This window comes from Desulfovibrio sp. GTC20076, from assembly GCF_055385905.1.
This window is the reverse complement of sequence record NZ_AP039366.1, coordinates 1,305,730-1,319,377: the sequence shown is the minus strand read 5'-3', so window position 1 is coordinate 1,319,377 and position 13,648 is coordinate 1,305,730. Positions and strand designations below refer to the sequence as shown.

Sequence of the window (13,648 nt, the reverse complement as noted above, 5' to 3'; positions counted from 1 at the left end):
ACCGGCATTCGCCCGGCGGCTGTCCGGAAAACCTTGCGGATTTTGGTATGCCGCGCAGAGCGTATGCCCTGGCCTGTATCATGCGGCAGCGGCCTGGCAGCATGCCAGGCCGCTGCCGGGAAATCAGTTTTCGTAATAAGAGCGCAGGGGCTGGCTGCGCACGGGATGACGCAGTTTGCGTAAAGCCTTGGCCTCGATCTGCCGGATACGTTCGCGGGTCACGTTAAAGAGCTTGCCCACTTCTTCAAGGGTGTGATCACTCTTTTCAGCAATGCCGAAGCGTTTGCGTAAAACCTGCTCCTCACGAGGGGTGAGGTCTGCCAGCACTGCGGCCAGCTGTTCCGACAGCTTGGTGTTGATAACTTCTTCTGCCGGGGCCACAGCTTTTTTATCTTCAATAAAATCGCCCAGGCTTGAATCTTCTTCATCGCCGATAGGAGTTTCCAGAGAAATGGGTTCTTTGGCGATTTTGAGTACCTTTTTGACCTTTTCCACTGGGTATTCCATACGTTCGGCGATTTCTTCGGGCGTGGGGTCGCGGCCCAGCTCCTGCACAAGGTAGCGCGATGTGCGTATGAGCTTGTTGATGGTTTCAATCATATGCACGGGGATACGGATGGTGCGCGCCTGGTCGGCAATGGCGCGGGTAATGGCCTGCCGGATCCACCATGTAGCATACGTAGAGAATTTATAGCCGCGCTGATACTCAAACTTATCCACAGCTTTCATGAGGCCGATATTGCCTTCCTGAATAAGGTCGAGGAACTGGAGACCACGATTGGTATATTTTTTTGCAATGGAAACCACAAGGCGCAGGTTGGAGCGGATAAGTTCCTGCTTGGCGCGCATGGCCGCCGTATTGCCGCGTTTGATGCGCCACAGGACCTCTTCAAGGTCCGTGACGTTATGGCAGCATTTTTCCTGCAGGCGGTTGAGGATTTCAATCTTGCCGATGATCATTTCCTTGAAGGAAAAGAGTTCGTCCACACTGAGCTTGAGGTCGCGGGCGGCATCCATCGGATTGATTTCGCGCTGCTCAAGGCCGTCAAACATGGCCTGAATTTCCGCCTGGGTACGGCCGGTGGCAAGAATGTAGGCAGAAAGGTCACGCTGGCAGTTGTGCATCTGGCGCACGTAGTCCTCAACCGTTTCAATAATGCGGTCAATGAGGGTTTTTTCCAGCTTGATATCACGCAGGCGGGTAACAATTTCTTCCTTGAAGCAGATGATTTCTTTCTGCACGGCGGTGACGCGGCGATCCATGCAGGTGCAGACATCAAGTTTTTTATAGATCTTGCGTTTTTTCTTGAAGGTCTGCTTGATTTCGTCCAGCAGCAGGATGACGCGCGAACGCTGGTTCATTTCATCTTCGCTGGGGTCGTCTTCTTCAATGGTTTTTACCACATCCTTGAGCTTGATGCGGTTCTGGCGCAGGTCTTCGCCCACATTGATCAGCTCTTCAACTGCCACAGGAACTTCAACAAGGGCATAAAGCACGTCTTGTTCGCCCATTTCAATCTTTTTGGCGATAACAACTTCACCATCGCGGTCAAGCAGGGGAACAGCCCCCATTTCGCGCAAGTACATGCGCACGGGGTCTGTGCTGCGGGAAGAATAGTCCGCAGTATCTTCGTCCTCAGACAGATCAAGGGAACTGTCGGTTATTTCCTCGTCAGATTCAGAGGCAGTGGCCGAAATTTTTTTTCCGTCCTTCTCTGAGTCCACAATAACGATTTCCAGCTGTTCAAAGATGCCTATGATCTCTTCAAACTGCTCGGGCGTGCTCATTTCAACGGGCAGCGCTTTGTTGACCTCTTCAAAGGTCAAAAAGCCCGCACCCTTGCCTTTGGCAATAAGTGATTGAATCTGCTGGATATCTTTAAGACTGCTCATGCCCTTTCTCCAAGGTTTCCTTAAGTGCGCGAAGATAGTCCATATCAGCCTCAAAGTCACCCGTGCCGGTGTTGGCCCTCAAGGCTGCGGATAAAGAAGATTTTTGCGCCGAAGCGTAGTAATTGTTCAAGTAATGGCGCAATGATTCCAGTTCCCTGTCGCCGTTATCGCGCGGGGCGGCCTCGGGGCCGCAGCACTTGCACCAGAAATTTTTTTCCCGTTGGTCCAGATGGTGAAATACCTCATCCGCGCCGTGGGTTTCAATTTTGTCCCATAACTGACGCGCCACTGCCGATTGCAGAGCCAGGTCGGCCCCGAGTTCAAGCATGTTTGTCAGCCGGTGCGGGTAACGCACGGCGAACATCATGATTTCGCGGTCGCGAATGTTTTGCAGGACACGCCCCGACGGCAAACTGTTTGAACCAGGACGTGTCTTGTCGTTTTTTACCCCGCGCGACTGCATAAGCCCTTCACGCAGGTCGGCTTCTGAAAGTTGCAGGTGCCCGGCCAGCCGCGAAACATACGGGCTGACCAGTTCGGGAATTTCCACCTGACGCAGGAAGTTACGCGCCCATTCTACGGTTTCTCTGGGGGCCAGAGCCTTGAGCACGTCCACGCAAAAACGCAGCCCGTCCGGGGCCTGGGCTTGCAGTTCTTCAAATGCCTCCGGTCCTGAACCGCGTAGCAGGCTGTCGATGTCTTCGCCCTCGGGCATAAGCACGACCGAACAGGCCAGGCCGCGTGTGAGCAGCATTTCGCAGGAACGCAGGGCGGCTTTGCGCCCGGCCCGGTCGCCGTCAAAGAGCAGGGTCAGTTGCGAAACAAAACCCGAGAGCCGTTTGATCTGTTCCGGCGTCAGGGCTGTGCCGAGAACCCCCACAGCATTGTCGTAGCCGAACTGGTGCAGGGTAAGCACATCCATGTAGCCCTCAGTCAGCAGGGCGCGCCCTTTGGTGACCATACCCTTGCGAGCCTGCGCCAGGCCGTAGAGGTGCTCGCCTTTTTTATAGATAGGCGTGTCGGCGCTATTAATGTACTTGGCCTCGTCTTCATCGGCAATGATGCGTCCGCCAAAGGCAATGATCTGGTTGGATAGGCTCTTGATGGGAAAAATGAGCCGCCCCCGGAAGCGGTCATACGCCCGCCCATTATCGGATTGCCCCAAAAGGCCAGCCTCGATTGCCATACGGGCGTCAAAGCCCGCACGGCGCAGCGAGTCTGCCAGTGACTGCCATTCCCTTTTGGCCCAGCCAAGGCCAAAATGCTGCACAATTTCCTGGCTGAGGCCGCGTTTTTCCATATATGTGCGACATTCTGCACCGTCCGGGCCGTTGAGCGTAGCCGCAAAATGGCCTGCAGCCAATTCGTACATGCGCAACATCTGCTGGCGTGAAGAGCGGCGCTCACGCTCTTCACCTTGGCGGCGCGCACCGCCGGGACCGCGTTCGATGGTTATGCCCGCCTCGGCAGCCAGTTGTTCAAGCGTTTCTTTAAAATCCAGCCCGTTGATACGGCTGTAAAAATCGAAGATATCGCCCGAAGCATGGCAGCCAAAGCAGTAAAACAGGCCCTGATCCTCATTGACGGAAAAGGACGGTTTTGTTTCCTGATGAAAAGGGCAGGGCGCCACCCAGCGCGGCCCGTTGCGCTTCAGCTCTACATAGCGGCGCACAACGTCCACAATATTCATGCGCTCCTTGATGGCACGTATGGCATCCCTGGACTGCATTGACTGATAATCTTCCTTTCCGCTTTACTGGAAAAACTGTTTATGCACCTGCCGGGCAGGGCGTTCGTGCTGCGTACAGACGAAGTGGCAGACTGCTTGCACAGTCCTGCTGCATGCCGTGGCATCGGGGAGTTTTTATGATGCCGCCGCTGTGCAGCGGATTTTTTCACTGGCGTGTGCGAAAACGGCCTTGCCGTACCGCATATGTGGTCTTGCCGGTATCTTTGTTGCACCGTGATTACGCCGGATGAATCCGTTTTTGGTAATTTTTTATCTGTAAGCTGTTACTATCGCAGGATTACAATGGTCATGCCATCGCCACCTCTGTCTTCGGGGGCCAGACAAAAACTTTCCACTGCCGGAAAGGTGCGCAAAAATTCATGAACCTGGCGCCGTAAAGCCCCCGTACCGCGTCCGTGGACCACCTCGACTTCCCGAAAACCGGCCAGCAAAGCCTTATCCATGAACTGCTCGAGTTCTGCAAGGGCAACATCAGCACGAAGTCCGCGCATGTCAAGGCGCAGTGAGGCTCCAGTGGCGGCTCCAGCGGGCCGTGCGCCGCCTCCGCCTGTGGAGGACGAGCCGTGCGCTGCGGCCAAGATGGAAGAAGGCTTGCCAACGGGCTGCGGGTTTCCCTGGCTGCCGGGCAGACGCAGGGCCTTCATCTCGGCCCACAGGTTGACGCCGTTCATGTCGAGGCGCACACGGTTACGCCGCTCATCCACATCGGTGACCACGCCGCGCTTATTGAAAACAGTGTGCAGAACCTGCTGGCCCACCACAAAATGTTCAGCGATGGGTAAAACAGAGCCGCTTTTGTCCGCAGTGTCATCAGGAACAAGCGAAGCCCGTAGGCGGGCCATTTCTTTCAGGGCCTGCTTGTGGGTTGCGCGGCCTTCTTTCCACGCGCGCATAAGTTCGGAGGCTTTGGTCCGCACCTCATCGTGCAGGCGCAACCGTTCTTTTTCCAGCTTTTCGCGCTCGTGTCTGGCGGCAGACCGGGTTTTGTCCTGTTCCTGCCGTAAAATAACCAGTTCTTCTTCGCGCTTTGCGGCCAGATCGTTTAACCTGGAAAGCAGGGCAGTGGCATCTTGTCCGTCCTGCAAAAGATAATGCTCTGCACGGCGCACAATGCTTTCCGGTAACCCGTGTTCGCGTGCCACATCAAGGGCCTGGCTGGCCCCCACCTGATCGTAGGCCAGTTTGAACAGGGGTTTTTTGCTTTGCGGATCAAACAGCATGGAGGCCGCGCGCGCTCCTTCCCTGGTCAGGGCATAGCTCTTGAGCGCGGGAAAATGTGTGGCTGCCAGTACAAAGGTATGCTTGTCGAGCAATTCGTCAAGTACCGCCTGGGCCAGAGCAGCGCCCTGGGCCGGGTCTGTGCCAGCGCCGAATTCATCAAGCAGCACCATGCCGCTGGCGTCAAGGTGCTTCCAGGCTTTGGCAAGGTGCTCGATCTGCGCCGTAAAGGTAGAAACATTGTCCGCAAGACTCTGTTCGTCGCCAATAAAGGCGTCCATGCGGCTGAACCAGGGCAGATGGGAGCCAGCCCCCACAGGAACCGGCAGGCCACTAAGGGTCATGGCGGCGATAAGCCCCAGCGTTTTCAGGCAGACCGTCTTGCCGCCAGCATTGCCGCCTGTGATAATCAGGGCGCGTTCGCCAGGCCGCAGCACGATATCAAGAGGTTTTACGGCTGCTGCCGCCCGTGCGGCGGATTTTTGGGTATGCCCTGAATCCGTGGCAGAGCCGTTTGCGCTTTTAACCCTGTTGAGCAAGAGCAGGGGATGGCGGGCGTCGAGCAGCTGTATGCCTTCGGCCACGGGGGTCAACGGCAGGCAGCGGCCGTCAAGAAGGGCTGCCAGGCGGCGTTTGGCCTGCAGCAGGTCCAGCTGGGCCAGCAATTCAAGGGCAGCTTGAGCGCCAGGCAGTTCTGCTTCAAGCAAAGTGCGCAGGTATAGCAAAACCTTGCGTTCTTCTTCGCGCTCTTCGCGTTTTAATTCTTGCAGGCGGTTGTTGATTTCCACCAGAAACATGGGTTCAAAGTAGCAGGTTTCGCCCGTTTGCGACCAGTCGTGAATGATGCCCTGCATGCGCCCCTTGAAGTTGGCCTTGAGGGGCAGCACATAGCGGTCGGACGAAAGGGTCATGAATTCGTCCTGCAAATAGGCAAGCATATTGTACTGCAGCGCGTAGTCCTTGACCTTGCGCATGCAGCCCTGATGCAGGCGGCGCAACTCGCCGCGCAGGCGGTAAAGTTCGGGCGAACTTTCGTCTTTCAGCAGGCCGTCATCTGAAAGACAGCGCAGAAGAGCCGCCGTAAGCTGCACAGGCAAAGGCGTGCCATCGGCCAGGGCCAACAAATGCGGCCACTGTCTTGGTGCTTCGGGTACGGCAATGGCGGCGTGGGCATCGCGTGCCAGACGCAAAACTTCACGCAGCGCCCAGAAAGCGTCCACATCCGGCTGAAAAGCGTGGCCGCGGCTGGTTTGTGCGGCGTGCAAAAAACCTGTGACGTCGGGAAAGGCGTTAAGGATAAATATCGACCCTCCGGCAGCAGGCCGGGAAGACCAGTCAGCCGCCTCTTCATAGACCCGTGCCGCCAGGTTTACATCCTCGGCCTGGGGCAGCGGAGCAAGCGCCAGTGCGCGATCGCGCCCCACGCCGGAAATACAGAGCGAGGCAAGATAGTCGGTAACATTATTATATTCCAGGGCCTGGAGCGTACGGGCGTGAATCATGCTGATGCCTCGGGAGCAATGAAATGGCTTGTCGCAGAAAAAAGGACGCAACCCCCGGCGGACCTGAAGGCCCGAGTACCCCGGAGAGTGCGTTTTTGCCGGACACACAGTGTTTCCATCTTGCGAGGCAACTCCCGGTTACAACGGCCCAAGGCCGGACGGCAGGGTGAGTTCCGCATCTGGAAGGCCGCAGTACATCCACCATTGCGAAAAAGCGGCTGAAAATGGTGCATTGCCACCTGCTTTGCAGCGCAGGCGGGCCAGTTGGACCGGGTCAGGATTGCAGGCGTTTTTTTACAGCCTCAGAAAGGGCTTTGCCGTCTACCTGGCCTTTATGACTGGACATGATGGTAGATATGACCCTACCCATATCTTTGGGCGAAGCGGCGCCAAGTGCGGTTATGGTGCTTTCAATAAGGGCCGTCAGTTCTTCCTGCCCAAGGGCCTTGGGCAGATAGTCTTTGAGCACGGCCAGTTCCGCAGCCTCTTTTTCAGCAAGGTCGGGTCGCTGGGCGGCCGTGTATTGCTCAATGGAATCCTGCCGCTGCTTGCCTTCTTTTACGATGACATCAAGCATTTCTTCATCGGAAAGGCTGCCGCCAGGTCGCCGCAGGTCCACCAGCCGGTTTTTGACCGCTGTTTTCAACAGGCGCAGCACTGTCAGGCGCACACTGTCTCTGGCCTTGTAGGCTTGAACGTAGTCTTTTTCAATCTGTTCAAAAAGTGTGGTGGTAACGGTCATGGCAGTGGTGTGGTGAAGGGTGGAGTAAAGCAGAAAATGCGGGAAACCCCCAAAAGGGGCTTCCCGCATAACTGGCCGGATGCAAGGCCCCGGGCGCATGCATGCGCCCCCGGTTAGGCCATGTTCATCTTCCTGATTTTTTTCATCAACCGCTTCCGGGCGGCGGCCTTCTTCTTTTTGCGCATGACGCTGGGCTTTTCGTAGTGCTGGCGTTTCTTCATTTCAGAAAGAATGCCGGCCTTTTCTACCTGTTTCTTAAAGCGGCGCAGCGCAATGTCGAAGTTGTAGTCGTCTTCGTTAAGAAAAACTCCGGGCAAGAAAATCACCCCCTTCTGCGAAGGGCCGATAGGTATGGCCCCAAAATACCGCGAACGGGGGTTGCCCGCTTACGGACTGGCGACAGTGTCGCAAGTGAAGAGTCTCTATAGCCCGAAGGCTGAAAAAAGGCAAGACTTTTTCGCCATTACAGCATGTGCAGTAAAAAAGACTGCTACCGGCAGCACCAGTTGCGGCAAAGCGGCCTGTTTTGCATAAGCGGTTGTCGCCGATTCCCAGCATCGGCGACAATCAGGCTTTGTTTACCCAGGCGTACCCGGCCTGACGCGTGGTCGGGCGGGCTTTCACCGGGGCATCCGTATGCCGCGGCGAACGGCGAGATACCTAGTTGAGAGAATCTTTGAGAATTTTGCCCGGGCGGAATTTGATAATCTTGCACGCCGGGATGGTGAGCGTGTCCCCGGTGCGGGGGTTGCGGCCCTGCCTGGCCTTGCGGTGTTCCACTGCGAATGTGCCGAAACCGGTAAGCGTGAGTTTGGATTCCTTGACAAGAGCGTCTTCGACAGAAGCGAGAAAGGCATTGAGGGTCCGTTCGGCAGCCGCCTTGGTCAGATTGGCCTTGGCAGCTATTTTTTCGACAAAATCAGCCTTAGTCATCAGCATGTCCTCCTGAAAGGTTCCCCCGCGTTGTTTCAGGCGGCCTTCCTGGCGATGAAAAAGCCGGAAGGCATACAACGCAGCAAGATTATGGATAGACTGAAAACTTTTTATGCCCTGTTGTCAAGCTGTGAAGCCCAAAAAGCGGCTATACGCTGGAAATCTGAGCACGTCAGGGCTTCGGGGCGCAAGGCCGGGTCAATGCAGGCATCGTGCAGGGATTTTTCAAGGCCCGGCTGCGCGGCGCGGCGGAATACGCCGCCAAGCTGTTTGCGACGCTGCTGAAAGCATATCCGCAGAAGACGCGAGAGAAGTTCCGGATGTGCGGGGCGTTCATTGGCGGGCAATGGCTCAAAGCTCAGAACCGCGGAATCTACCTTGGGGGGCGGGCTGAACGCGCCTGGACCCACCACGAATTCCATGCGGGGGCGGGCGTAACTTTGCACCCATACCGAAAGCGCACCGTAATGTCCTGTACCGGGATGGGCCGCCAGCCGCTGGCCCACTTCCTTCTGCACCATAAAAGCTGCCCGCTGCCAGCCTGTGGACCGGGAGAAAATGTCCCAGATCAGGGGAGAAGCCACATTGTAGGGCAGGTTGCCTATGATTTTCCACGGCTCTTCAGGGCTGATGCGCCGCCATGCAAACTTCAGGGCATCAATGAGTACGGCCTGGGTGTTGGCACCGCCCAGACGCTGCCGTTCGGCGGCCCAGTGGCGGTCTTTTTCCAGCAGCAGCAGCCGGGAATGGGGGGTGGCTTCAATGGCGCGGGTCAACGCGCCGGGTCCGGGGCCGATTTCAATGATGCGATCCTGGGCGGCTGGCGCAATGAGCGCCGCAATACGACAGCAGATGTCTTCGCGCCGTAAAAAATGCTGGCCCAGACTTTTTTTGGCCCGTGGGGTATGTGTGACAATATTTTTTTTCATATGGGGGAATGCGGCAGGCATGGGGCCTCAGGGCAGGTCAAAACGGTCAAAGGTCATCACCAGTCCGGCCCGGCCCTGTGTGGCCGAGCGCAAGGAGGTGGAAAAACCGAACAGGCGGCGCAGGGGAGCAGTGCCGCGAAGGGTTTTGCGCCCGCCGTGGTCTTCCAGGTCTTCCACTTTTCCGCCGCAGGTGTTGAGAAGACTGATGGCAGCGCCCAGAAAATCTTCAGGTACGGAAATCTCAACCCGCATGACAGGTTCAAGGTTTACGGGAGCGGCGGCGGCCAGTGCCTCGCGCAGTGCCTGTCCCGCTGCCATATGGCAGCCCGGAGCCGTGGTCAGCCCGTCGCGTCGTTCCATGCCAGCCAGGGTCACGGCCACATCGGTGACCGGGTAGCCTGTGATATCACCGCTTTGCAGGGCATCGCGCACCCCCTCGATGGCGGCCTCCACGTACATGCGGGGCAGGATTTTTCGTGCTTCGTCGGGATTTTCAGGCAAGAAACTGCCTATCTCCACGGCATTGCCGCTCCCGCGCAGCCGGGGGGCCACACGCAGGCTGACCGTACCCTGATGGCGCTCTTTGCCCAGTTCACGGTCAAAGGTCACAGTGGCGGCGGCTTCCTTGCGCACGGTTTCACGCAGGACGACCTGCGGGTTGCCTGAGCGTGGGCTGATGCCGTATTCCCGCCGCATGCGTTCCAGCAGCACATTCAGATGAAGCTCACCCATGCCGGAAATCATGCGTGTTCCCGTATCGTCATCCATCTGCACTTTTAGAGTGGGGTCTTCTTCGGCATAGCGCGTCAGGGCTTCATCCAGAATTTTACCTTCATCGGCATTGCGCGGCTCAAGGGCGAGGGTAATTACCGGCGCGTTGGCCTCAATGCTTTCAAGTGAAAGCTGCCTGTCACGGGCGGTATATGTTTCGCCGGTATGGGCCGAGCGCAGGCCGACGGCCACGATTATTTCCCCGGCAGAGGCCTGTTCCAGTTGCTCGCGGCGGTCGGCATGGGGCCTGTAGAGGCGACTCAGGCGGTCGTCCTTGCTCTGTGCAGTGTTGTACAGGTTGTCACCTTCATGGATGCGCCCTGCATACATACGGAGAAAGCAGTGCTTTCTGTTTTCTTCAAGCAGGACTTTAAAGACAAGGGCTACGGCCGGAGCATCGCCATCAGGCATAACCGTAATCTCACGGCCCTGAAGGTCCAGGCCCACCGGGGGAGGGACATCCAGGGGCGAAGGCAGCCAGCGGCATACAGCATCAAGGACAGGCTGTATGCCCGCATTACGCAGGGCCGAACCGCAGAAGACCGGAGTTACGAGGCGGGCCAGTGTGGCCCGGCGCATGGCGGCGTGAATGACATTGGTGTCTAAGGTGTTTTCAAGATAGCTGACCAGAAAATCTTCATCGGCTTCGGCCAGTTTTTCCAGCATCTGCTCGCGCCATGGGCCAGCCAGCGAAGCCTGTTCTGGAGTAAAAGGAGCATGATGTATGGTCTGCCCCTGATCGTTCTCATCAAAGGTGAGGCATTCTTCATGAACAAGGTCAAGAATGGCACAGAAATCTTCACCCTGCCCAAAGGGGATGGTAACCGCGACGGCATTGGCGGCAAGTCTCTGGCGCATGGCGGCCAGTACCGCCTCAAAGTCAGCGCCTATCCTGTCAATCTTGTTTATAAACGCTATTTTGGGAACGCCGAAATCCTCAGATTGCCGCCAGACGGTTTCTGATTGCGGTTCCACGCCGCCCACGGCGCAGAACACGCCGACGGCCCCATCCAGCACACGCAGGGAACGCTCCACTTCAATGGTGAAGTCCACATGCCCAGGGGTATCGATAAGATTGATGCTATGATCGTTCCATTGGCATGTCGTACAGGCCGACATGATGGTAATGCCGCGTTCCTGCTCTTCGGGCATGAAATCCATAGTGGCTGCGCCGTCATGCACCTCGCCCATGCGGTGGATTTTGCGGCTGTAAAACAACATGCGTTCGGACAGGGTGGTCTTGCCTGCGTCGATATGGGCTATGATGCCGATGTTGCGGATGCGGTCAATGCTGGACTGGCTCGACATGGCGGCTCCCGGGCTGGCTGGTTATAACAGGCCGAAGGCCAGACTGTGTACGCGAAAAAAATCCGGTGTAAGGCCGGGATGCAGCCAGAAACCCTCGCAGCCCGGAGTCAGGGTCAGCAGGGGAGCGCAGGGGAGTGCGCCGTCTTTACGGCAGCAGGCGGCATGCCGGGCATGGCCGGAGGAAACATACTGCGCATCCGGTTTTGACGGGATCATTCCGGCAGCAGGTAGCAGACGTTCCGTTGCATTCGGTAAAAAAACATCCTGTGCGGGTGCGTGCAGCGCTGATGCGCCGTGCGGCGGCGTGTCTTGCCCTGCATTTTCAGAAAAAGGCGGGTGCACCGTGGGGGCGCTCTGAACAAAATTTGCTCCGGCCTGTGCAAAGGTCAGCACTTTCGGGTCAAATGCCCGGGCTTCGGTACACGTGCCGGATATTTCTCCTGGCTCTGCCGGGGGCAGGATCAGTGTCGGGGGGTGGGCTTCCTCCCAGCAGGGCAGGCCCAGAGTTCGGGCAAAGGCGGCAGTCAGTTCCAGTTCGCCTGTGTGCAGCAACAGGAGGCGCCCCGGGCCGGGACCGCACTGCTCCAGCAGTGCATGCAGAGCATGAACGTCAAGCACAAAAATATCTTCCACGCCGCTTAGTTCCAGACTGACCAGGGCGGATGAGTGGGGCGTTCCCCCAATGCATACAGCGCCCACCAGAGGAACATCGGCCAAAATGGGAGAGATGCATGCCGCTGCCAGACGTGCCGCCGCCGCATAAGACGGCGGAAAGGCAATGACCGTCCAGGCTGCGGCATGGTTTTCATGTTCACGCCAGAAACCGAGCCGGTCGTTGTTCTGTGTTTCGCAGCCATGCCCGGCACTGGAGCCGAAATGCATATGCGCCAGAGCCAACCCTGTTTTTATGGCGGCCCGCCATGACGGCGGCGTTTCTTCGTAGGCGGTTGCGGCCAGGCTGTCGTCCAGGCGTGCGTCTTCCATCCATTGGGGCCATTGGGGCCAGTTGATGTCAGGCGTGTCGCCAGTGCTCGGGGGTGTCGGTGCAGACATGGCAGGCTTCCTGTTACTGGACCATGCCGTCCATACCGGCAAGCCATGTCCTGAGCTGGGCCACCTGCGCGGCTACGGATTGCGGCCCGGTGCCGCCGGGGGTTTCGCGCCGCTGCACAGCGGCCGCGTAGTCCAGTATGGCGTATACGTCTTCCCCGATGCGAGGTTCAAGGGCCTGCATTTCAGGCAGAGTAAGGTCTTCAAGCCCTTTGCCCTGCTTTTCTGCCGCGGCGACACACTGCCCGGTAACATGGTGCGCCTCGCGGAAGGGAATCCCTTTGCCCACAAGGTAGTCGGCCAGTTCCGTGGCGTTGAGAAAACCGGCCTTGCAGGCTTCACGCATGCGGTCCGTGCGAAAGGCGATTTCTTCCATCATGCCGGCCATGAGCCGCAGAGATGCCTCCACCGTTCTGTCGGCGTCAAGAAAGCCTTCCTTGTCTTCCTGCATGTCGCGATTATAGGCGAGGGGCAGGCCTTTCATGATTGTGAGCATGCCCATGAGCGAGCCGTAGACGCGCCCTGTTTTGCCGCGCATAAGTTCGGCCACGTCGGGATTTTTCTTTTGCGGCATGATTGATGAGCCGGTGGAATAGCTGTCAGGCAGGCGGACAAAGCCGAAGGCGGGGTTGGCCCACAGGATGATTTCCTCGCACAGACGCGAGAGATGCATCATGATGGTGGAGCCGCCAAACAGGGCTTCAAGCACAAAATCTCTGTCGGACACGGCATCCATCGAGTTGCCGTAAATTCCGTCAAAGCCTACGTCCTTGGCCACACTTTGCGGATCAAGCGGATATGTTGTACCGGCCAGGGCAGCTGCACCCAGAGGGGAGATACGCACCCGGTCCAGGCAGTCTCCAAGGCGCATGGCGTCGCGCCGGAACATCCAGGCGTAGGCCAGCAGGTGGTGAGCCAGACTCACGGGCTGCGCGGGCTGCAGGTGTGTGCAGCCGGGCAGGATATCACCGGCATGCTCAGTGGCACGCTGCACCAGAATGGCGCACAGGGCAGCGGCGCGCTGCCGCCACGTTTCCAGCCTGTCTGCCACAAAAAGGCGAAAGCTCAAGCCTACCTGATCATTGCGGCTGCGGCCCGTATGCAGTTTTTTGCCCACATTGCCCATAATTTCTGTCAGGCGTGCCTCAATATTCATATGCACGTCTTCCAGTTCCGGCTTCCAGATGAAGCTGTCGGAGCGGATTTCTTCACGCACCCGGTCAAGCCCTTCAACCAGCAGTTGGGCCTCTTCGGGCGTGATGACGCCCTGACGGCCCAGCATGCGGGCATGTGCCTGCGAGGCACGGATGTCCTGGGCGTAAAGTGCCCTGTCGTAAGACTGGGAGTCTGTGTACTGGGCCACGGCTTCCTTGGGGCCTTCGGCAAAACGCCCACCCCAGCTCTGGTTGGTCTTCATGGCAGCATCCGTTTGAAAGATCGTGTGTTACAGGAAGGGGCGTTGCCGGTTCGGCGTTTTGCTGATGGACTGGATATGGTTTTTACCCGTTGGCAGCAGCAAAAGGATTGTCCGCGTATTTTTCATGCGGCATTG

10 protein-coding genes are annotated in these 13,648 nt (G+C 57.7%); all 10 read right to left on the bottom strand.

From position 1 onward, the window contains the following. Window positions 1-123 precede the first annotated feature (123 nt). The 10 genes from rpoD to argH all read right to left on the bottom strand — a co-directional run bounded on the left by rpoD (window position 124) and on the right by argH (window position 13,513). Complete coding sequence (gene rpoD / locus ACZ495_RS05815) at window positions 124-1,893, bottom strand: RNA polymerase sigma factor RpoD (RefSeq protein WP_012624716.1); 1,770 nt, start codon at window positions 1,891-1,893, stop codon at window positions 124-126. Beyond that, the gene (gene dnaG, locus ACZ495_RS05810; protein WP_012624717.1) at window positions 1,880-3,622 is read right to left on the bottom strand and encodes a DNA primase; all 1,743 of its coding nucleotides are present in this window, start codon (window positions 3,620-3,622) and stop codon (window positions 1,880-1,882) included. The genes rpoD and dnaG overlap by 14 nt, the downstream gene beginning before the upstream one ends. 287 nt (window positions 3,623-3,909) lie before the next feature. Beyond that, window positions 3,910-6,363 (bottom strand): endonuclease MutS2, encoded by a 2,454-nt coding sequence (locus ACZ495_RS05805; RefSeq protein WP_464262820.1) that lies wholly within the window; start codon window positions 6,361-6,363, stop codon window positions 3,910-3,912. A gap of 274 nt (window positions 6,364-6,637) precedes the next feature. Beyond that, window positions 6,638-7,105, bottom strand: a complete 468-nt coding sequence (locus ACZ495_RS05800; protein ID WP_072311317.1) for a GatB/YqeY domain-containing protein — start codon at window positions 7,103-7,105, stop codon at window positions 6,638-6,640. Window positions 7,106-7,218: 113 nt separating this feature from the next. Continuing rightward, window positions 7,219-7,422, bottom strand: a complete 204-nt coding sequence (rpsU, locus tag ACZ495_RS05795; protein WP_012624720.1) for a 30S ribosomal protein S21 — start codon at window positions 7,420-7,422, stop codon at window positions 7,219-7,221. Between the two features lie 343 nt (window positions 7,423-7,765). Then, window positions 7,766-8,038 (bottom strand): HU family DNA-binding protein, encoded by a 273-nt coding sequence (locus ACZ495_RS05790; RefSeq protein WP_464262891.1) that lies wholly within the window; start codon window positions 8,036-8,038, stop codon window positions 7,766-7,768. A 110-nt stretch (window positions 8,039-8,148) separates the two neighbouring features. Then, entirely contained in the window at window positions 8,149-8,988 is an 840-nt protein-coding gene (rsmA, locus tag ACZ495_RS05785) for a 16S rRNA (adenine(1518)-N(6)/adenine(1519)-N(6))-dimethyltransferase RsmA (protein WP_072311311.1), read from the bottom strand. 6 nt (window positions 8,989-8,994) lie between these two features. Next, on the bottom strand, window positions 8,995-11,046 hold the full coding sequence (gene fusA / locus ACZ495_RS05780; protein WP_072311310.1) for an elongation factor G: 2,052 nt from the start codon (window positions 11,044-11,046) through the stop codon (window positions 8,995-8,997). Window positions 11,047-11,067: 21 nt separating this feature from the next. Then, window positions 11,068-12,099, bottom strand: coding sequence for a hypothetical protein (locus ACZ495_RS05775; RefSeq protein ID WP_464262819.1), 1,032 nt, complete (start codon window positions 12,097-12,099; stop codon window positions 11,068-11,070). A 13-nt stretch (window positions 12,100-12,112) separates the two neighbouring features. Next, entirely contained in the window at window positions 12,113-13,513 is a 1,401-nt protein-coding gene (gene argH, locus ACZ495_RS05770; RefSeq protein WP_072311308.1) for an argininosuccinate lyase, read from the bottom strand. Window positions 13,514-13,648 lie beyond the last annotated feature (135 nt).

Coding starts and splice junctions, on each gene's coding strand:
- rpoD (WP_012624716.1), bottom strand. CDS start 1,893: ATGAGCAGTCTTAAAGATATCCAGCAGATTCAATCACTTATTGCCAAA.
- dnaG (WP_012624717.1), bottom strand. CDS start 3,622: ATGCAGTCCAGGGATGCCATACGTGCCATCAAGGAGCGCATGAATATT.
- ACZ495_RS05805 (WP_464262820.1), bottom strand. CDS start 6,363: ATGATTCACGCCCGTACGCTCCAGGCCCTGGAATATAATAATGTTACC.
- ACZ495_RS05800 (WP_072311317.1), bottom strand. CDS start 7,105: ATGACCGTTACCACCACACTTTTTGAACAGATTGAAAAAGACTACGTT.
- ACZ495_RS05790 (WP_464262891.1), bottom strand. CDS start 8,038: ATGACTAAGGCTGATTTTGTCGAAAAAATAGCTGCCAAGGCCAATCTG.
- rsmA (WP_072311311.1), bottom strand. CDS start 8,988: ATGCCTGCCGCATTCCCCCATATGAAAAAAAATATTGTCACACATACC.
- fusA (WP_072311310.1), bottom strand. CDS start 11,046: ATGTCGAGCCAGTCCAGCATTGACCGCATCCGCAACATCGGCATCATA.
- ACZ495_RS05775 (WP_464262819.1), bottom strand. CDS start 12,099: ATGTCTGCACCGACACCCCCGAGCACTGGCGACACGCCTGACATCAAC.
- argH (WP_072311308.1), bottom strand. CDS start 13,513: ATGAAGACCAACCAGAGCTGGGGTGGGCGTTTTGCCGAAGGCCCCAAG.